The sequence below is a fragment of the Pedobacter planticolens genome, assembly GCF_014172375.1.
GTDB classification, from domain to species: Bacteria; Bacteroidota; Bacteroidia; order Sphingobacteriales; family Sphingobacteriaceae; genus Pedobacter; species Pedobacter planticolens.
The window spans coordinates 592159-612322 of the sequence record NZ_WNXD01000001.1 but is presented as its reverse complement, the minus strand read 5'-3'; the positions used below and the strand labels follow the sequence as shown (position 1 = coordinate 612322).

Annotated in this window: 19 protein-coding genes and 1 tRNA gene; 8 read left to right on the top strand and 12 right to left on the bottom strand. The window is 33.6% G+C overall.

Annotation, left to right across the window (positions count from 1 at the left end; genetic code table 11):
• Window positions 1–6: 6 nt before the first annotated feature.
• Both GM921_RS02685 and GM921_RS02680 read left to right on the top strand, forming a co-directional pair.
• A complete protein-coding gene (locus GM921_RS02685) occupies window positions 7–1185 on the top strand; it encodes a CHASE2 domain-containing protein (RefSeq protein WP_182921067.1) in 1179 nt (392 codons plus the stop codon).
• A 28-nt stretch (window positions 1186–1213) separates the two neighbouring features.
• Window positions 1214–1972 (top strand): hypothetical protein, encoded by a 759-nt coding sequence (locus tag GM921_RS02680; RefSeq protein WP_182921066.1) that lies wholly within the window; start codon window positions 1214–1216, stop codon window positions 1970–1972.
• Window positions 1973–2051: 79 nt separating this feature from the next.
• Here the strand turns inward: GM921_RS02680 and GM921_RS02675 are convergent, their stop codons facing one another.
• Window positions 2052–2690 carry a DUF6266 family protein gene (locus GM921_RS02675; protein WP_182921065.1) on the bottom strand — a complete coding sequence of 213 codons (639 nt, stop codon included), beginning with the start codon at window positions 2688–2690 and terminating at the stop codon, window positions 2052–2054.
• A 383-nt stretch (window positions 2691–3073) separates the two neighbouring features.
• On the opposite strand from GM921_RS02675, the gene GM921_RS02670 reads away from it, so the two are divergent.
• Together GM921_RS02670 and GM921_RS02665 are read left to right on the top strand one after the other, a co-directional pair.
• Window positions 3074–3394 carry a hypothetical protein gene (locus tag GM921_RS02670; RefSeq protein WP_182921064.1) on the top strand — a complete coding sequence of 107 codons (321 nt, stop codon included), beginning with the start codon at window positions 3074–3076 and terminating at the stop codon, window positions 3392–3394.
• A gap of 184 nt (window positions 3395–3578) precedes the next feature.
• The gene (locus GM921_RS02665; RefSeq protein WP_182921063.1) at window positions 3579–4007 is read left to right on the top strand and encodes a YybH family protein; all 429 of its coding nucleotides are present in this window, start codon (window positions 3579–3581) and stop codon (window positions 4005–4007) included.
• 15 nt (window positions 4008–4022) lie between these two features.
• On the opposite strand, the gene GM921_RS02660 is transcribed toward GM921_RS02665, so the two are convergent.
• The gene (locus GM921_RS02660; protein WP_182921062.1) at window positions 4023–5171 is read right to left on the bottom strand and encodes a serine hydrolase domain-containing protein; all 1149 of its coding nucleotides are present in this window, start codon (window positions 5169–5171) and stop codon (window positions 4023–4025) included.
• A gap of 603 nt (window positions 5172–5774) precedes the next feature.
• On the opposite strand from GM921_RS02660, the gene GM921_RS02655 reads away from it, so the two are divergent.
• Window positions 5775–6911 (top strand): acyltransferase family protein, encoded by a 1137-nt coding sequence (locus tag GM921_RS02655; protein WP_182921061.1) that lies wholly within the window; start codon window positions 5775–5777, stop codon window positions 6909–6911.
• Window positions 6912–7217: 306 nt separating this feature from the next.
• Here the strand turns inward: GM921_RS02655 and GM921_RS02650 are convergent.
• The 4 genes from GM921_RS02650 to GM921_RS02635 form a co-directional block, all read right to left on the bottom strand.
• Window positions 7218–7301: transfer RNA gene (locus GM921_RS02650), tRNA-Leu, on the bottom strand.
• Between the two features lie 65 nt (window positions 7302–7366).
• Window positions 7367–8131, bottom strand: coding sequence for an MBL fold metallo-hydrolase (locus GM921_RS02645; RefSeq protein WP_182921060.1), 765 nt, complete (start codon window positions 8129–8131; stop codon window positions 7367–7369).
• A gap of 234 nt (window positions 8132–8365) precedes the next feature.
• Entirely contained in the window at window positions 8366–9016 is a 651-nt protein-coding gene (locus tag GM921_RS02640; RefSeq protein ID WP_182921059.1) for a LolA family protein, read from the bottom strand.
• Window positions 9017–9073: 57 nt separating this feature from the next.
• Window positions 9074–11647 (bottom strand): FtsK/SpoIIIE family DNA translocase, encoded by a 2574-nt coding sequence (locus GM921_RS02635; protein ID WP_182921058.1) that lies wholly within the window; start codon window positions 11645–11647, stop codon window positions 9074–9076.
• A gap of 438 nt (window positions 11648–12085) precedes the next feature.
• Here GM921_RS02635 and GM921_RS02630 point away from each other — a divergent pair, with 438 nt between their 5' ends.
• Window positions 12086–12742 (top strand): ankyrin repeat domain-containing protein, encoded by a 657-nt coding sequence (locus tag GM921_RS02630; protein ID WP_182921057.1) that lies wholly within the window; start codon window positions 12086–12088, stop codon window positions 12740–12742.
• 66 nt (window positions 12743–12808) lie between these two features.
• On the opposite strand, the gene GM921_RS02625 is transcribed toward GM921_RS02630, so the two are convergent.
• From GM921_RS02625 to pyrF, 4 genes are all read right to left on the bottom strand, one after another.
• Complete coding sequence (locus tag GM921_RS02625; protein WP_136842578.1) at window positions 12809–13030, bottom strand: PspC domain-containing protein; 222 nt, start codon at window positions 13028–13030, stop codon at window positions 12809–12811.
• A gap of 1 nt (window position 13031) precedes the next feature.
• The gene (locus GM921_RS02620) at window positions 13032–14312 is read right to left on the bottom strand and encodes a DUF2851 family protein (protein WP_182921056.1); all 1281 of its coding nucleotides are present in this window, start codon (window positions 14310–14312) and stop codon (window positions 13032–13034) included.
• A 127-nt stretch (window positions 14313–14439) separates the two neighbouring features.
• On the bottom strand, window positions 14440–15345 hold the full coding sequence (locus GM921_RS02615; RefSeq protein WP_182921055.1) for a DMT family transporter: 906 nt from the start codon (window positions 15343–15345) through the stop codon (window positions 14440–14442).
• Entirely contained in the window at window positions 15342–16172 is an 831-nt protein-coding gene (pyrF, locus tag GM921_RS02610) for an orotidine-5'-phosphate decarboxylase (RefSeq protein ID WP_182921054.1), read from the bottom strand. Before pyrF ends, GM921_RS02615 begins: the two co-directional genes overlap by 4 nt.
• 271 nt (window positions 16173–16443) lie before the next feature.
• Between pyrF and rho the strand changes: the two genes are divergently transcribed.
• Both rho and pssA read left to right on the top strand, forming a co-directional pair.
• Window positions 16444–18258: a transcription termination factor Rho gene (gene rho, locus GM921_RS02605; RefSeq protein ID WP_182921053.1), complete on the top strand. Its 1815-nt coding sequence runs from the start codon at window positions 16444–16446 to the stop codon at window positions 18256–18258.
• Between the two features lie 91 nt (window positions 18259–18349).
• Window positions 18350–19039, top strand: coding sequence for a CDP-diacylglycerol--serine O-phosphatidyltransferase (gene pssA / locus GM921_RS02600; RefSeq protein WP_182921052.1), 690 nt, complete (start codon window positions 18350–18352; stop codon window positions 19037–19039).
• A gap of 109 nt (window positions 19040–19148) precedes the next feature.
• Here the strand turns inward: pssA and GM921_RS02595 are convergent, their stop codons facing one another.
• Together GM921_RS02595 and folK are read right to left on the bottom strand one after the other, a co-directional pair.
• Entirely contained in the window at window positions 19149–19526 is a 378-nt protein-coding gene (locus GM921_RS02595) for an Hpt domain-containing protein (protein WP_182921051.1), read from the bottom strand.
• 17 nt (window positions 19527–19543) lie between these two features.
• Complete coding sequence (folK, locus tag GM921_RS02590) at window positions 19544–20038, bottom strand: 2-amino-4-hydroxy-6-hydroxymethyldihydropteridine diphosphokinase (protein ID WP_182921050.1); 495 nt, start codon at window positions 20036–20038, stop codon at window positions 19544–19546.
• Window positions 20039–20164: the final 126 nt, after the last annotated feature.

The window sequence follows — 20164 nt, the reverse complement described above, 5'->3', positions numbered from 1 at the left end:
TTCAATATGCGTCCTAAATTTAAATGGTTAATTAGTTTCTTTCATGCCTTTTTACTCTTAGCTTTTACAGCATATTGGATGGGCACAGGGTTTACTTATGGCGATGAACAACTAGTAATCAAATGGTCTTCTATTTTTAAACGACTGGCTTTACACATCGATAAAGACCCACCAAAAAAAGATTTCATTTTTATCAATGTAGCGTATGATAAAGCATTGATACCTTTAGAAGATGGACTTGGAAATGAAGTAATTACTGATAGAGAAAAATTAGCACAACTATTTCAGGTGATAAAAAAACATCAGCAAGATATTAGATTTACGATATGTGATATTTTTTTACAAGGAAAATCAGACCAAGATAGTTTACTTCAAAATGCGGTAAGTGGAATGAATAATATTATTTTCCCAACTCATTTTGATAAAAACGGAAATATAGAAAAATTAGATCTACATGTCCCAAAAGCAATTGCTGATTATAGAATGGCCAATAGTGGTTTTTTGAAGTTTAAACTATTTCAAAGCGACAGTTTACCTACTATCCCTGTATTATTATACGAAAAGCTAAACCATAGAAAGTTCAATTATTCAAACGGTATTCATTGGGATAATGGTAAAGCAAGTCATAATTCTATGATTATCGATTATCAGATTAGAGCGCATGAGGTTTTTGAGGAGAAAGAGTATCCAGTAGTTACTTTATCAGAAATATTATTACTTCCCGAAGATGTTATTTTTAATGAATTTTTAAAAGATCGAATTGTTGTAATAGGAGATTTTAATGCAGATGCGCATGATACAATTTATGGTTCAACGCCAGGAACATTAATTTTGTTAAACATTTATCTTACGTTAAAAGATGGTCAGCATATAGTGAGTATGTGGTGGGTTTTATTTTTAATTATTGGTTACACCGTTTTTTCTAGGCTAATGCTATTTCCAGCACCAGATGAAGATGAAAATAACCCAAGCTGGTTTGGCCCTTTATTAGCAAGTGCATCTTATTTAGCTATATTTTCAATCGTATCTTATCTCCTTTTTAATCAGCATATACAAGTATTAATAATTACACTATACATTAACACGTTAAGGTTCATTATTCAAATGAGACAAGTAGAATGGAATAAAACCCAATTTAAAAAATGGTTATTAGAATTAAGAGAAACTTATTTTAACTTTAAATAATATGGTAAGGAAATTAATTTTTTTGCTGATGATCAGCATTAGTCTCTCATTTGTAGATGGAGAAAAATATTATGTAACTTTTGTTAAAGGATCTGTTACCCTAAAAAAAACAGGAAAACCTATAAAAGTCGGAGATATTTTACAATCGACAGATGCGCTCATTTTTAAAGAGCAAACCGCAAAATTATCATGTATCAGTCCGGGAAAAGGCAGGTTTGAAATAAATGCGCAAAAAACAAAGCCTAGTTCAAACGGAGAGCTGCTTGCAGTGCTAAAAAATAACTTAGTACCATCTACAAGCACCTATCATTTAAGTTCTCGCTCTTTAATGTTTGATGGGTATGACCCTAAAACTTATTTTCAGAGTACAGAAACTGATAACCGCATTTTATTGCTTTTAGATGAAGTATTACCTATCTCTCCAACTTACAAAATAGATGAGAACAACTTCTTTTTTATTCAATATGTTACTAGTGGTAAAACAATTACCAAAAAGATAGACCAAAGTGATAAAGGTTTAGTCTTTACTACAAAGCTATTTACTGAAGGAATTCCGCAGAAAGTAATGCTGTGTTATCAAGCTCAAATAGCAGGTAAACCGAAATCAAGCTCAGTTGTTGAGTTTACCCCTATAATCGCTAATAAAGCTGATTTAAAAAACGAAATTAAAGTGCTTACTACAAATTTAGGCTTAAACAAAAAGTTAATTGCAGCAGCTGTAACTGCTCACATTTTCGATAATTATGGCAAATTAAGTCAAGATCAAATAGATAAATTGATGTTGTAAGAGAAGAATTAACCTAATCTCTTAAAATAATAAAGCCTCTCAAATGAGAGGCTTTATCGTAAAATCAGTTTCAGCTTATTCAAAAAATAAAGCTCCCAGCATAACTACTCATCGCAATGCTTTCTCTATCATCTGAGATAAATGAAATCCAGGTATGGAATTCATTTCCTTTTTCAATAGTTGGGATAATCAAAGTATCGAAACCTACCTGTCTCCGAGCCCCACTTACTATGCAATACACCCGTTTGTCATTTACATTGTAGGCTACCAACATTACTTGGTCGGTCTCTCTAAGCCACATGTTTTCCAAATGATTAGTCCAGCTGAAATGAAACCCCACATCATCTTTTGCTACGTTTGGATTTTCTACCCCAATTAAGTTGCCATACGTTAAACAGACTTTTGAGTAATCTATTTCTCCGCTTGCATCTTGTGCGTTGCGCATGTTGTAAGATTTGGCCACATTGTGTGCGGTCATTTGCCTCAGTTTGGATTCTAAATTGAATCCGACTCTAACAAAGCCAATTAAAGGGCTAAGGAAGTACTGCATCTTCGTAAAACCAGACCTACAAGCCTTTTGACTGGTCGTTCCTTTTTTGTTTTTTGGACTTAGTTTGGGTAAGCTTTTCATTACCCATTTGCCATTTAGCTGGTAGCCTATTGCACTACCTACTTTTCCGGTGAAACCACCGTTGATTCCATTGTTGAATGTTGCCATAATTTTTGAGATTATGGGATGATTAGTAGCAAGATACTAAAAGAATAATAACAACCTATTTATCTCCTCAAATTTAATTCGCATTAAGGTCGGGGTTAGTTCGGATTGAATTGTCACAAGTCCGAACTAACCCCGAACCAACCCCGTCTAAAGCCCGTTTTAAGAGATATACTTTTTAGACACTTTATACGACAAAGATGAAGCAAACATGGGCGCAGATATTTTTAACTAAAACACTTTGAAATACAAAGCAATCTACTTAACTTTGAAATACAAAGTACTTTTAATAACTAAGGATCTATATTAAAATAACATTAGCACTGCAATTAGTAGTGTCAGTATTTACATTAATTAAACAACATTAAATTTAACTATATCAGCATATGAATATTTCAAGAATAAAATTTGTTTTCATCTTTCTTGCTTTCGCTTTTGCCTTTCTTTTTGGCACCAACTTGTTATTAGGTCAACCAACTGAATCTTTATTAGGAGTGGCATCACAAGGTGTTTGGAAAGCGACTATATCTACCATTTTATCTCCCATTAAAATAATTCTGATTGGCCCATTATTACCCTTTATTAAATTTTTGCACCAAGATCCAGATACACCTCCTCCATTTTTTCTTCTGGGATTTGCATTTTACTGGACCATACTTGCCTTGATTATCCACTATGTTATTGGAAAAATAAAACGAACTGATTAAAGATTAGTATTGTTCGGCATGTTCTGCAAAGCAAGATGTACTTAGTAATAATGTTATTTGGTTTAATCTTAATCGGTAGTTTAATTGGAGTGCTGATTTGCGTAAAATTACTGAAAGGTAGTTGTTGCTAATTCAATTTTTCTGTTTCTTTAAACTACGATTTAACCAAATAACCACAGCAATTATGAAAACACTAAAATTCTTTCTTTTAGGATGCGTACTGATTTACAGTACTGGGCTCAAAGCGCAGGATACAAGTGCGCAACTGATTAAGCTGATGAATGAGGCAACAGTAGCTTGGAATAAGGGCGATTTGGATAGCTATATGGCGCTGTATTCTCCAAAGGCAACGATAATGTTGACTGAAGGCAGAGCAGGATTAAAGAGCATCCGTGAAATGTACGAAAAATATTACTTTGTGGACGGTAAAGCCAAACAAGAGCTGAACTATGCGAACTATGAAGTGACCATGCTGGATAAGAACAACGCAATACTGACTGGCATATTTATCTTAAAGGCCAACGATAAGTTGAAAGAGCGCAAAGGAACCTTTACGGTAATCTTTACTAGAGAAGCTAATGGTTGGAAAATTCTGCACGACCATTCAGGATAATGCATCTAATTTAATCTATTTGATAAAATTATTATAAAGCACTGCTATTGTTTGTTTTAAAACATTATTCATACCATTGGTATATGTGGGGTTGCAACCATTTGTTATCACCACAAAACCAAATTTATCTTCTGGCTGAAAAAACATGGCACTATATAAACCGTATGCTGAGCCAGTATGACCTTTCATTACTATACCAGGGATTAAATCGTCAATAGTACGAATGGCCAAGCCATACCCCTCTTCATCAGATAATTTGGTCTGCATAATTTTTGAATTCTTTTTCGAAATGATTTTTTTGCCTTTGTAATTCCCATAATACATATGCATAGTCATATATTTAGCCAAATCGGTTGCAGAAATTTTCATACCACCTGTTGGAGAAAAAATTGGCGTACTGTATCCCATTACATAATTTTTTATCTCTTCTCTACGTGGGGCATAAGCAGTAGGTGCAGCGGTAAACTGCTTTGTTTTTCCATCGTATTCATAAAGTGTAGTAAATAGATTATTATCCAATGAATCTACACAATAGCCTGCATTTAAGTTTAGCGGTTTTAAAATATGGTGTTTTACATAATTATCGAAACGTTCTCCTGATTGTTTTTCGATAATTGTTCCGATTAAATTATAGTTTAAGTTGCAATATTTATAGCCTGTACCTGGTTCATAATCGCTATAACATTTAGCCCAATTAGGATTTTTATCAGGGTTAATAGCATCAAGGTTTAAATAACCTTCGCTATCGTTTAGGCTTGAGCGGTGCGACATGGCCATTTTAAGTGTGATTACGGTTTCTGGAAACTTTGGATTTCTGATTTTAAACCCAACAAGCTTACTCATATCATCATCTAAAGAAAGTTTACCAGCCTCTATCAATTGCATTATCGATGTTGCCGAGAAAGACTTAGAAATAGAGGCTATTCTGAAAATATCTTTATCTTGAAGTGGAGTATTTTGTTCGATATTTTTTAAACCAAAAGAATGCGTATAAATAATTTCACCCTTTTTTACAACAGCTACACTTACACCTACAACCTCAAGTTGCTTCATAATTTGTCGTATTTCGGTTTCTGCCTTTTCTGCTTGACCAAAGCCATTAAAAACGAATGAAATGACGAACAGAAAGGTTAAAAAATAACGTAGAGAAATTGCCTTGTTCATTTACTTATGGATTAGTTTAATAAACTTAAACATTTTGGCTAAATGACAAAACGATATCGTTTAAATGTTACAAGGATAGAAACAAAAAACCTTCCAAATTAGGAAGGTTTCTGTTGTACCGATTAGCAGGAATATTTTGAACATTTGAAACGCTTTTTATTGCTTATAGAGCCCATAATTGAGAATTTGGAACGAAAAGGATTCATTTAATCAGGTGTCAAAAATCAAGGTGATTTTCGATTAGATCACCTTGAGCAGATTATAATAGAACAAAAAAGTTGGCAAATATGGAAAATAGTAGTTTTGGCATTAATTCGTTGACCAAGATTTTAAATATTCTTTTTCATTATTAATCGACTAAAAAAATGAAGGTGTAACAGTAAGCATTCCGTTGATTATCTGGAAAGAGATCAAGAGGTCAATTTGCTGAAGACATTGGTTTTTTTGAAACTCACCTGTAACTCGTCTCTTTTCTTTACCGATCTTTTATTGTAACTCACTGTACTTTAGTGAACTTTTGTATATTTAATTACCCAAAACGACACAAAGCCTCAAACGTTGGCACCAAGCTTTAGATAACCTATTATACCTGAATTTATAAACATGACAGTAACCCGTTATTACAAACCCGAATTAGATGTTCTACGCTTGTGTGCATTTCTTTTTGTATTTTTTGTTCATCGATTAGACTTAGCTCCCATTGACCCTGAAAAATATTATTGGGGATATCATTTAAGTTTGATAGGTAATTATGGCGTACCGTTATTCTTTTTTTTGAGTGCCTTCTTAATTACAGAATTACTTACAAAAGAACAAGATCAATATGGAAAAATCAATGTAAAGTCGTTTTATATACGACGTATTTTGCGTATTTGGCCACTGTATTTTACATTCTTTTTTGGAATGGTGCTGCTAACATCTACCACCAATTATTTTGGAAGAATAATTTCTCCAGGCGCCCAATTAGCTTTTACTTTATTCTCTGGCAATTGGTATATAACCTTTCATAAGTGGCAATCGTATTGTATCAATCCATTGTGGAGTGTATCGGTTGAAGAGCAGCTTTATATTTTGCTTCCTGTAATTATATTTTTTACAGGAAAAAGAGGGTTAAAGATTTTTTCAATACTTGCAATTGTTGTTGCATACGGGACAATAGTTTACTATGCATCACGGCCTACAACCAATTTTAGTGGCCAATGGACAAACAGCTTTGTGCAATTCCAATTTTTTGCTGCAGGGATTTTACTATCAGTATATCTAAAAGGTTCTCAACCGAAATGGCATGTAGTTGCTCGAATTTTTTCATTTATAGTAGGCATAATGTGCTGGTTAATTGCATCTATAGTTTGTGAAATTAATGCAGATGCGCCACATCTTGCAACAATCCTACAATCCATTGGCGGATGGCTATTGATACTTATAGGGGTAATACTAATGTTTTGCTCATTGTATGGAGCATCCGAAAAATATATGCCCTCAATACTGGTTTACCTCGGGCGTATATCTTACGGTATGTATGTTTTTCACATCACAATATATTGGTTAGTTTTTAAAATTTTTAAAGATGAATTAACAACCTTTAGCCTACAGATAAACCTGTTGGAATGGAAAAATTGGTTAGGGTTTATTTTTGCTTTTTTCGTAACGGTAACACTTGCAACATTGTCATACAAACTTTTTGAGAAACCGTTTTTAAAATTGAAAAATCGATTTACACTAATTCCATCAAGAGACTAAGACACCATAGAATACAAAGAAACGTAGGAAACGCGAATAGCCTGTTGAATACTTTCCATTAAGGGATGTCTTAAATGCTGGTGTGGGTAGAAAATGATCTCTGGGTGGACAAAAAGGATACGAGGGAATATTACCTCCATTACAGATGAATGGAGATGAGAAACCAAGGATTAAATCAAAAGGATATTATTGAACGTTTGTTACCTCGTCTAAAAAAACCTTCCATTATAACCTAGTGAAAGTTAACAAGAAAGGGTTGCTTTTTAATGAGCAACCCTTTAAAAAATTAACCATGAATCTGGTTAGTACCCAAGAGGAGATTCGAACTCCCACACCCATAAGGGCGCCAGCCCCTCAAGCTGGTGCGTCTACCAATTTCGCCACCTGGGTATATTAAAAGTCACCATCCCGATAACTACCGGGATCGCCACCTGGATAAATGGAGTGCAAATATATCAATCTAGTTCAAAACTCAAACCATCATATGCTAATTTGATATGAGAAGGTAATTCTTTCTCTACATCAGCATGCAAACCTAAGTTATGGCTCATGTGCGTAAAATAAGTAGTTTCTGCACCTGCTTTATTCGCGAAGGCAATTGCTTCATCTAATGTAAAATGAGAAATATGTTCTTCTTTTTGTAAAGCGTTTATCACTAAATATTTACTGCCTTTTATTTTTGCTAACGACTCTTCAGAAATTGTTTTAGCATCGGTGATGTATGTAAAGTCATTAAGTCGATAACCAAGGACTGGCAGTTTATAATGCAAAACTTCAATTGGTGTGATACTTGTTTCCCCAATCTTAAAAGGTTTGTCAGTTACTGAATTCATATTTATTTGTGGCAAACCATGGTATTTGATGTCAGCAAAAATATACGAGAACTCTCTTTTTAACGCTTCCTCTACACGTTCAGTAGCATAAATATCTATTCGTTTTTTAAGGATATAATTAAATGGTCTAATATCATCCAAACCTGCAACATGATCTTTATGCTCATGAGTAAACAAAATAGCATCTAAATCTTTAACTCCTGCCCTCAGCATTTGATATCTAAAATCAGGACCGCTATCAATTACAATAATTTTATCTCCAGTTTCTATTAAAACAGAAACTCTTAATCTTTTATCACGATGATCTGCAGATAGGCATACAGAACAACTACATCCAATTACTGGAATGCCTTGTGATGTACCTGTACCTAAAAATGTGATTTTCAAAATTGATGTTTATATTGATGTTTCGACAAGCTCAACATGACAATTGAACTATAGGCAATACTACCTAAAAAATTGCTAAAATAAAAAGGTTTAAACATGAAGATATTAAGATTCATTAAGTAAACAATCTCAATTTTCTTCATTCCTTAATGTTTAAGGTTGAGCCAAATTAATCTAAAATAAAAAGGGTTTGAACACTAGTCCAAACCCTTTTAACATGTAATTGAATTAAAATTATCTTAAATCTACCACCTCAACACCAGGATATTTTTTAGCATCGAAAGCAAAAGTAGTTTCTGGTACTTTTACATTAGGTGAGAATGTTTTAACATTATACGTGTATGTATTTCCGTTTTTCTCAAAAATAACCACATTGGCTATTTGTTTAGAAACTTTATCAATGCTTAAACGAACTTTAAATACTGTTTTCTTCGCATCTAACGGAGATAAATCTATCATTTGATAAACTTTAGTTCCTACTTTGCTTTCGCCAGTATATAAATATTTAAAGCCTTTTTCATAAATAGTAAAAATCTTAGCCGGATTAATAGCATCACCACTATTATCTACATTAGATATTTGTACTTCTTTATCGCTTTTAAGGTAAGTCCATTGAACTTTACCATCACTAATCAAATCCTGATTAGTCATTGCTACTTTATATTTATTCGCGTTAGCTTTCACATATAAAGTACCTTGTTGCGTTTCTTTAACTTTAGCTTGTGCATTGTTCAACGTGAACGTAAAATCTGTTTTCACTACATCATAAGAACGATATTTTTTACTCACCTCGGCTAAAATCGCTTTTGCCTTTGCATCTGTTTGTGCATTTGCTGCAAAACCAAACGCAGCCACCATTACTAATCCTACTATTATCTTTTTCATGTTTTCTTTAATTAGCTACTAACAACACTTCATTAACTGGTTAGCAGCGCTATACATCTATTGTTTGTTATTTAGGTTATTCAAGAACTGTTCCAAAGCATACTGATCTGGCAATAAAACTTCTCTAGCTTTACTTCCTTCAAACGGACCAACAACTCCTGCTGCTTCCAACTGATCGATAATTCTACCTGCCCTATTATAGCCTAATTTCATTTTACGTTGAATTAACGAAGTAGAGCCTTGTTGGTGCGTTACAATCAATTGCGCTGCATCTTCAAACAGTGGATCTCTGTCATCAGGGTCAAAATCACCTCTAGTAGATTCTGCATTTTCGTCTATATATTCTGGCAATTGATACGCATCAGGATAGCCGCGTTGGTTACCAATAAATTCAGAAATACGATCAACTTCAGGTGTATCAACAAAAGCACACTGTAGCCTTATTAAGTCGCTACCCGTTGACAAAAGCATGTCCCCTCTACCAATTAATTGATCGGCACCACCACTATCCAAAATAGTTCTCGAATCGATTTTTGATAATACTCTAAACGCTAACCTAGCAGGGAAATTGGCTTTTATGGTACCTGTAATGATATTTACCGAAGGTCGTTGTGTGGCTAGAACTAAATGTATACCGATTGCACGAGCTAATTGTGCTAATCGAGCAATTGGTGCTTCTACTTCTTTACCCGCGGTCATCATTAAATCGGCAAACTCATCCACCACCAAAACAATGAAAGGTAAAAAGCGGTGTCCATTATTTGGGTTAAGCTTACGCTTGATGAATTTATCGTTGTATTCTTTTAAGTTTCTAACCTGCGCATCTTTCAATAAATCATAACGCTGATCCATTTCTATACACAATGAATTTAATGTATTTACAACTTTTTTAGTATCAGTAATAATCGCATCGGCTTCGCCTGGAAGTTTCGCTAAAAAGTGTCTTTCAATTCTATTAAATAAGGTTAGCTCTACTTTTTTAGGGTCAACCAATACAAATTTCAGCTGCGCTGGATGTTTTTTATACAGTAATGAAACCAAAATAGCATTAATACCTACAGATTTACCCTGGCCAGTCGCTCCTGCCACCAATAAGTGAGGCATTTTAGCTAAATCAGCAATAAAAACCTCATTACTAATTGTCTTACCCAAAGCAATTGGCAAATCCATAGTATTTGTCGCCCACTTCTCCGTATTTAATATACTTCGCATCGACACCATTTCTGGATGCTGATTTGGAACTTCAATACCGATTGTTCCTTTACCAGGCATTGGCGCAATAATACGAATACCCAAAGCCGCTAAACTCAATGCAATATCGTCTTCTAGGTTTTTGATTTTCGAAATACGAACTCCAGGAGCTGGAATAATCTCATACAAAGTAACCGTTGGACCAATTGTCGCTTTAATTTTATCGATTTCTATATTGTAGTGATTTAACGTTTCTACAATTTTATTCTTATTGGCTTCCAATTCTTCGGCATTTACTGAGATTTTGTTGGAACCATAATTCTCTAGTAAATCTAAATTTGGGTATTGATAACCTGATAAATCTAATTTCTCATCATAATTACCAAATTGTTCCACTAATCCATTTGCTTTTATTTCATCCTCACTTTTCTCTACAGAAAAAGCTGGTTCTGGTGTAACTTCTAAAGGTGTTGCAGCCGCAGCAGCTGTTGGCGTTAACATCACATTTGTACCCAATGGAGCTGCTATAATATCTTCCTCATCCTCTTCTCTTTTCTCAAAGCGATTAGTTGTTAATACAATATTCTGATCTTTTTTAGGCTCGTTTTTAAATCTATCATTAATACTAAATTCAACTGGCACAGCTGCTAAATCATCATCTTCCTTATTTTTTGCGGCGTCGGCTCTTATTTCCTCCACATAACCTGGAACTTCGTTATCTAAATAAACTTCTTTATTTCTTTTCGGGATTTTGAAATCGATATTATAAGCAATAATTAAAATGGTTAACCCTAAAAAAACAATTAATCCACCAACACCAGTTTGTCCAATTTGAGCTACCAATAATTTATTGCTCCAATAGCCAAATTCTCCTTCTAAAAAGTGTGGTGTATCTTTAAAAAATGAATGTCCGAAACCAAAAGCTAAAGAAATGAATAGTAAAAAGAAAAATCCATAGCCTAAAACTTTCTCAATTGCAAATATTCTAACCTTGAATAATAAACGATATCCGATTACAAAAAATACAAAAATGAATAAGAATGATGCAACACCAAACCATTCATATATAAATTGATGTGATAATAATGCGCCGATTTTACCTAGCCAATTTTGTATTACTGGGGCATCTACTCCGTTGTTTTTTAATTCATCAACCGTTTTAAATAAATTACTCCAACCGCCATTTGCATCAATTACATAGCTTTGATCTTCCTGCCAGGTAAATAAATAAGAGGTAAATGCGACTAAAAAGTAGATTGAAAGGATAACGAAGAAAAGCCCAATGATTTTAAACAGTCTACCATTTTGCAAATCAAAAGATGGTAAAATATCAGCCTTAGCTCGGGGCGCTTTACTTGTAGTTTGTTTCTGGCCAGCTTTTGATGGTTCAGTATCTTGTTTAAATGAATTTGACCTAAATTGATTCCCCTTTACAGACATCTTTCGTTAACTATATTAATCAACAAATATAAAACATATACTTGTTTGTGATGTATAAAACGCATACGATTTAAACAAATTATTTTGAATTGCCAAAAGCCTTTTTTAAAATTTATACAGCAGTATTAAACTTTCCTTAAAAACAACTGTCATAATTAAAAGCTGAATAATATCGGTTTGAATAGTTTTGTTTTAGGTTAATCCTGCTCGATTTTATTGGGCAGGATTTTTTTGCTTAAACATTAAGAAATGAAGGAACATTAAGTTTTTCACTTTTTTAATTTTAATGTTTAAAATATTAAAGTAATCCTAAAAACACATTACTTCTTCATTCTTCTTAATGCCTTAATGTTTAAGGAGGCTAAATCTGTAGTTTTCATTTAACAATCTCAATTTATTTTTGTTAATTTAACGTATTAGTTTTAAAACTATTTTAAAATGGATATTACGCATCTCGAAACGCTTATAGAAAATGATCATTTAGAAGAAATTAAGGCGCTACTTACGCAAAAACCAGAACTAGCGGCTCAAACAACTTCTCATCAAATATCTCCAGTTTTATTGGCTTGTTATTATAAAAAACAAGAAATAGCGAATGTGATTGCAGAGTTTGTTCAAGAGTTAAACATTTTCGAAGCTTGTGCAATAGGAAAATTTGACGATGTGACGTTGTTGATTTTTAAAGATCCTCAAAGCATAAATTCTTATTCTGTAGATGGTTTTACCCCATTGGGATTAGCTTGTTATTTTGGACATGAAGATATTGCTCGCTTTTTGGTTTTAAAAGGGGCTGAAGTAAATGTTCCAAGTAAAAATGGTTTTAACGTTTTCCCAATTCATTCTGCCGTAGCTGCAAATAATTTTAACATTACCAAAATGTTGTTAGATGCTGGAGCATATCCTAATGTTTGTCAAAAGTCTGGTGTTGCACCTTTGCATTCTGCAGCGCAATTGGGTAATATCGAGCTGATTATCTTATTATTAGAACATGGCGCTGAAGTTTATTTGCGCATGGAAGGCGGAAAACTACCGGCAGATTTAGCTGAGGATAAAGGATTTCATGAAATTGCTGAGATTTTAATGCCTGAGGACTAGAGAAGTATTTAGTAGTTAGTATAAAGACAGGAGACCTTAAACCTTCCGCCTTCTAACCTTCTACCTTTATATATCCCAAACTCTTAACCTTACTTTTTTCACATAGTTTCTAATATCTAAAACTACGGCCGCTAATAAGTAAAATAAAATTGGAAACCCAACTGCTAAAAAAGAGGAGTAGATAAAGAACAAACGTACTTTGTTTGTGCTCATGTTAAATTTATTAGCTAAATAGGTAGAGACCCCAAAACTTTGTTGTTCGAAAAAGGTAACAATACGCTGAAACATTTTATTGTTTTAAAATTTTAATTCCGATAACACAATTTAAGCATTTTTTTTCATTACAGTACGCTTTTTTCAATTGTAATATTGCTTGGGAGTTAAAGGCATTCTTAATATTAACTCCTGCGGCTACATATTGTTGTATAATTACATTGCTTTCGGTAGGTAAATTTTCTAATAAAGCAAATGTTCTATTTATCAATTTGTATTGATCCATCACCTTGCCGTAGGTAAATAAAAACAAGCTCAATGTATTAATAAGGATGTTATGAATAGATTTCTTCCCTAATTGTACGCTAACATCTTCTGCTTGTTTATTAAAATGGTAATGCGTTTTCCAAAATGGATGTACAGGTAAATTTTCGAAAATTTGTTGTAAATCTCTGTGACTTTTAATCAGCAAAATTTTAGAAAATAAATGGTTAGAATTCACAATAAGTGCTGCAAATTGAGCTAACCTTATCGTTGGGAAGTTTTGAGGTCGAGTTCGCATGAATTTCCAAAGTGAAATATCTATGGGTACGAGATTATATTTCTTTTGCAAAAACTGATATTCTCTTTTGAGTTGTTGTGGATATTCATCTTCAAAAACTTGATTTAAAAATCCTGCCTGACCAAAAATTAAAGCCTCAATTTGTAAAGGATTGTCTTTGTGTTTACCAAATAATTGTTGGGGTAAAGATTGAGCTAACATTTCCATCGGGGTAGCATTTAATTTAAACCCAAAGTTTTTGGCCATAAAATGATAAAATGTTTCGTCCCAATCGCCTTTTAAAACGGTTAGTTTCTCTCTAACTTCTCCAGATTTTTGCTCTAAACGTTCTACTAAAACACGAGATAAAAATCCATTAATTTGAAATTCATCTACTTCATGAATTTGTTTTTCGCATGGAAAATTATTGGTTGAAGAGATTAATTGTTCATAGTTAGCTAATAAACGCAAAGGAAAAAGCCCTTTTAACACTAATACGGGAATTAGTGTCCCATCCTTTCTATAAATTGGAGCATCATCTTCGTAAACTACATGCAAAATTACATTTTCGTAAGCGCTGTCAAGCTCATGTTTATGTAATAGCCAATCTGATGATTTAATATGAATTTCTACGTTACCAACCCAAGTTGTGTCTTTTATTTTTAGTTTGACATTATTGAAATCTGGTCCAGCATTTTTATTTAAAATACCTTGTTGTATAATTTCGATAACATCTCCATCAGTGGTGTATAGTTTTTGGGCACCATATAATCTAAATTGCCAAATGAAATGCAAAAATTCTTCGGGAAAGTTCATGAATGAAATTATACAATAAAAAGCATCCTAAATACTTTATTGCAAAATTTAACTAATAGATATCAGAAATAAATTTAAAAGAAATGAAAATTTACTATTGGTTAATGAAATTACTTTTAAAGAGAGACTAAACTGTTCCTTCTTGTTTTTTCTTGTAGTTGGTAATAAAAACTCCAGTAATAATAAGTGCAGTTGCAATGAGTAAATCGAATGTAATTACTTCATCTAAAATAAGCCAACCTAAAAATATGGCAATAATGGTATTAAAATAAGAAAGTATAGAAACCTCTGTTGCGGTTACTTTTTTAAGTGCGTAATTATAACAGAAATAACCAATAACCGAACCAAATAAACCTAAGTAAACCACTGCCGAAAGACTTTCAATACTCCATGCACTTGGTTGTATTTTTTCTGAAAATAGTAATGCTAAAACTAATTGAACAACTGCGGAAAAGACAAATTGATAAAATAAATCGAGAAAGATATTAGAGCTTTTATGTGTGTATTTTTTAGTGTAGATCGTTCCAGTTGCCCAGCCCAAAATAGCCATAGCCAAATACATAATTCCCGTTTTATAATTAGGATCTAGCAAATCACTTAAACCATCTCTAAAAATAAAAGCTACGCCTAAAAACCCGATCGTTACACCAATAAAACCCTTTAAACTTGGTTTTTGCAATCCTATTACTACACTTCCAATAAAAACAATAATTGGTGATAGTGCATTTAACAATGACGTTAATCCACTTGGGATATTTTGTTCTGCTACGGTTGTCATGCCATTGGCGATAACAATCATCAAAATAGAAAGTAGCATTTGCCTTCTAAAAGCTGGCCAGCCAATCCATTTTAATTCTTGCTTACGCAGTAATACGATTAATAAAATAAGTGATGCAATAGTTTGACGCATGGCAGTTACGAACCATGGAGGTATGGTTTGCACAGCAATTCGGATACCTAAATAGGTTGTACCCCAAACAATTGCGACGGCTAATAATGCTGCAATTAACTTGAAATCTGGTTTTGATTTCATATCAATTTAGAAGCTATTAAAATTTGCTCCATTTCTTGTTGTAAAACCAAAGCTTCTTCTCTTGCTTTTTCGGCAAAATCTAAACCATTGCCTGCATAAATTATATTTCTAGCAGAATTAACTAATAATCCACATCGTGAGTTTAATCCATTTTGGCAAACAGCCGATAAACTTCCACCTTGTGCGCCAATTCCTGGAACTAATAAAAAGTGATCTGGCACCAATCGGCGGATATTCTGAAATTCTTCAGGTTTTGTTGCGCCAACAACATACATCATTTGTTCGCTGTTAGCCCATTTTTGCGATGTTGTTAGTACCTGTTCGTATAATTTCTGGTCATCGCTTTGCTTGATTTGAAAATCTTGACTACCCTCATTTGAGGTTAACGCTAAAAGGATAACCCATTTATTTGGATGTTCTAAAAAAGGAGAAACAGAATCTTTACCCATATACGGCGCTACCGTAATAGAATCGAAACTCATTTGCGAACTTTCTTCGTTAAAAAAAGCTTCGGCATACATAGCGGATGTGTTTCCAATATCACCACGTTTCGCATCAGCAATGGTAAAAACATCTTTTGGAATGTGTTTCCATGTATTTACCAAGGTTTCCCAACCTTTAACTCCCCTACTTTCGTAAAATGCTGTATTAGGTTTATAGGCAATGCACAAATCATACGTAGCATCTATTAGCTGTTTATTAAACTCTAAAATTGGATCGTTATACTTTAACAAATGTTTTGGTAATTTATCTAGCACTGGATCTAGACCAATACACAAAAAAGATTTTTTCTTTTGTATCTGCTCAAAAAGCTGTTCCTTGTTCATTTTAATGGGAGAATTGGTGCACAAAGATGCCAATTTTTAGCGGTTTTTAAGGCTAGAATGTTTGCACAAACAAATTTTTTTTTAAACAATTTTCAATTTTAGTTGGTTATTAATTTTCAAATACATACAATTGTGCCATAATTCCCGAATGTTTATCTGAATATCCCAGAAAAATCTCAACCGAAATTGTTATATAAATGTTTTTAAAGACATTTTTCCGTTATATTCTTTTGATAAACCCAATTTAAAATTTCTCGACAAACACATATAAATGTTTAATAAAACAGAATTAACTGAAAAGCTTACTGCAGAATTACGTGAGTTAGCAAAAAATGAAGGTATAAACAACGCAGACGATTTGCGCAAAAACGACCTAATTGAACAAATTCTACAGCAACAAGCAAATAAAAGTACCGTTACTGAGGTTGTAACAGAAACTGCAAGACCAATTGTAGCAGCTGCTAAACCTAAAATGGTGAAAGAAAATACTGCTTCTTCCGATAAACCATTGGCAAAAAAGAGAGCTCGTATTTCTAAAGACGACAAACCACAGCCACAACAACCAGAACGCGAAAGGATTACATTATTTGATGAACCGCAAACGCGTCAACCTGAAACTGAACCAGAAGTTGAAATTGAAGTCCCTGAGGTTGAACCTCCAGTGGTAACTTTACCTCCAGATTTTGTAGATGATCCTGAACGATTGGAAACAATTGCTGAGAAGTTGCAAAATCAAGCGAATAAACCTGCTCAACCTAATCCTAATCAGCAAAATAAAAAAGACAGATTGCCAAGAGAAGCAAGACCTGTTAAAGAAGCTAAGGAAGTTGCAGTTGGCGAAGAAAAACCAGCTCGTGAAGAAAGAGCTCCAAGAGAAGAAAATAATAACCGCCCGCAAAAAGGGCAAAATAATCCAAACCAAAACGGCGGAAATCATAAACAAAACGAAACAAGTTATTCTAACCTTGATTTTGATAACACCATTACTAACGAAGGTGTTTTAGAAATTATGCCAGATGGATATGGCTTTTTACGTTCTGCAGATTACAATTATTTGTCATCACCAGATGATATTTATGTATCGCAATCGCAGATAAAATTATTTGGTCTAAAAACTGGCGATACCGTTAACGGAAGCATTCGTCCACCAAAAGAAGGTGAAAAATATTTCCCTTTGGTAAAAGTGGTAAGCATCAATGGTCGTATCCCTGCTGATGTACGTGATCGCGTTCCTTTTGATTATTTAACCCCACTTTTCCCTACAGAAAAATTAAATTTATTCACCGATGCATCCAATTATTCTACCCGCATCATGGATTTGTTTACCCCAATTGGTAAAGGTCAGCGTGGTTTAATTGTAGCACAGCCAAAAACTGGTAAAACCAATTTATTAAAAGAAGTTGCTAACGCGATTGCTAAAAATCACCCAGAAGTTTATTTAATTATTCTATTAATTGATGAACGTCCGGAAGAGGTAACTGATATGGCTCGTAGTGTAAGAGCAGAGGTTATTGCTTCTACTTTTGATGAACCAGCAGAACGCCATGTGAAAATTGCCAACATTGTTTTAGAGAAATCTAAACGTTTGGTAGAATGTGGTCATGATGTGGTTATCCTTTTAGATTCTATTACTCGTTTAGCGAGAGCGTATAATACTACTGCACCTGCATCTGGTAAAATATTATCAGGTGGTGTTGATGCGAATGCATTGCATAAACCTAAACGTTTCTTCGGTGCTGCTCGTAATATCGAAAAAGGTGGCTCATTAACTATTTTAGCAACTGCATTAACAGATACGGGCTCTAAAATGGATGAGGTAATTTTCGAAGAATTTAAAGGTACTGGTAATATGGAGCTTCAGTTGGATCGTAAATTATCTAACAAACGTATTTTCCCTGCTATCGATATTACAGCTTCGAGTACGCGTAGAGAAGATTTATTATTGGATAGAGAAAACCTACAAAGAATTTGGGTGTTGCGTAATCACTTGGCAGATATGAATTCTCAAGAAGCAATGGAATTGGTACAAGCGCAAATAAAAGGCACTAAAACCAATGAAGAATTTTTATTGGGAATGAACGGATAAAAATATTGAAAAGTTGTAAGGTTGAAATATTGGAAGGTGCTATACTAACGCCTAACTTTACAACATTACAACTTTTTAACATTACAACTTTATGAAAAAACACATTCCCAACGCCATTACCTGCGCCAACCTATTTTCTGGCTGTGTAGGGATTGTTTTCGCTTTTAAGGGTGAATTAGAAATTGCCGCTTATTTCGTTTTACTTTCTGGTGTTTTCGATTTTTTCGACGGAATGGTTGCTCGTTTACTACATGTAAAATCAGCTATTGGAAAAGAATTAGATTCGCTTGCAGACATGGTTAGTTTTGGCTTTTTGCCAGGCGTAGTGATGTTTCAACTACTAAAAACTAGTGATTATAGCTCTGAATATTTACCTTATTTAGGTTTCATTATTACTGTTTTTTCCGCTTTGCGCTTAGCTAAATTTAATATTGACGAAAGACAAACGGAAGAATTTATTGGTTTAAACACACCAATGAATACGTTATTTATTGTTTCCTTGCCATTTATCGCAAAAGATTATCCCACAGTTATAGGTTCTAGTATTTTACTACTCGCGATTGTTGCTATCACTAGTTTTTTACTGGTAAGTGAAATCAAAATATTTTCGCTAAAGTTTAGCAATATGACATGGGCGAAAAACAAATTCAAGTTTATTTTTCTCATTTTATCAGCATTGCTAATTGCTTTTTTACAGTTTGTTGCAGTACCATTTGTTTTGGTACTTTATATTGCATTATCAGTTCTACATTTTAAAAATGAGAGCTCAAAAATTAAGTAGAGAAACTGATTATATTTCAGTTAGACCTTACAACTGTCGAAGACTTTATAGAGATGCTTCACTTCGGCTACGCTCAGTGCAAGCTCGCTCAGCATGACATTAAGCTAAATTAAAGTTGTTTTTGCAGCTCTACTTTTGCGTCGTCAAGCTGTTTGTATAAAATATCTACAAATTCTTTCGCTTCCTGAAAAGCAGTCGGTATGCTTTCTAATTCTCTTAATTCACGAGAATTTCGTTCAATTTCTTGAATGTGATCTCTCACATCTTCCCTACCCACGTAGTAAAAAGTAGGTTTCATTTTATGCGCATATTCAGATGTTGCTTTCCAGTCTTGCGCATGGATAGCCCTTTCTAAATCGGCCATATAAATTGGCGTTTGCTTCTGAAAAGCTTCTAACATTTCAATCATAAAGTCGGCACTATCGCCAGACATATCTCTTAAATAAGATAAATTAAGAGGTTGGTTGTTTTTTTGTTCGTCAATCATTTACGTAAAGCTAATAATTATCTTTTTGAAACCGATAAAGTGTCTGTTAATGTTACTAATAATTCTGTTATACTTTTTCCCAATATGGGATGAATTAAATTCGGAGCAATTTCTGCCAAAGGTTCTAATACAAATTTTCTATGTTGCATTTCGGGATGTGGAATTTGAAGTTTATCATCAACCGTAATAATTTCGTCGCCGTAAAAAATAATATCTATATCAATTAACCTCGAACCCCATTTCTCATGCCTCACTCTTCCCAATACTATTTCAATTTCCAGCACTGTTTCTAGTAATTCAAAAGGCAATAATCGCGTATCGACTCCTAAAGCTAAATTTAAAAAACCTGGCTGATTAGCATTACCCCAAGGTTCAGTTTCATAAACCGCAGATTTGATAATCACATCCCCAACTTTCTCCGAAATCAATTGCACTGCCCTATCTAGATATAATTCGCGGTCGCCCAAATTACTACCAAGTAACAAATAAGTTCTATTTATATCTAAATGCATATTAGCTGTTTTATATCGTCACTTTTATTAAAAAAATCAATTGTTTTTATTTATAAATGGTCGCATAAATTTACTATAAGATGCCCATTCCGTTTTATATCTTTACAAATTAAATATTTACCTAGC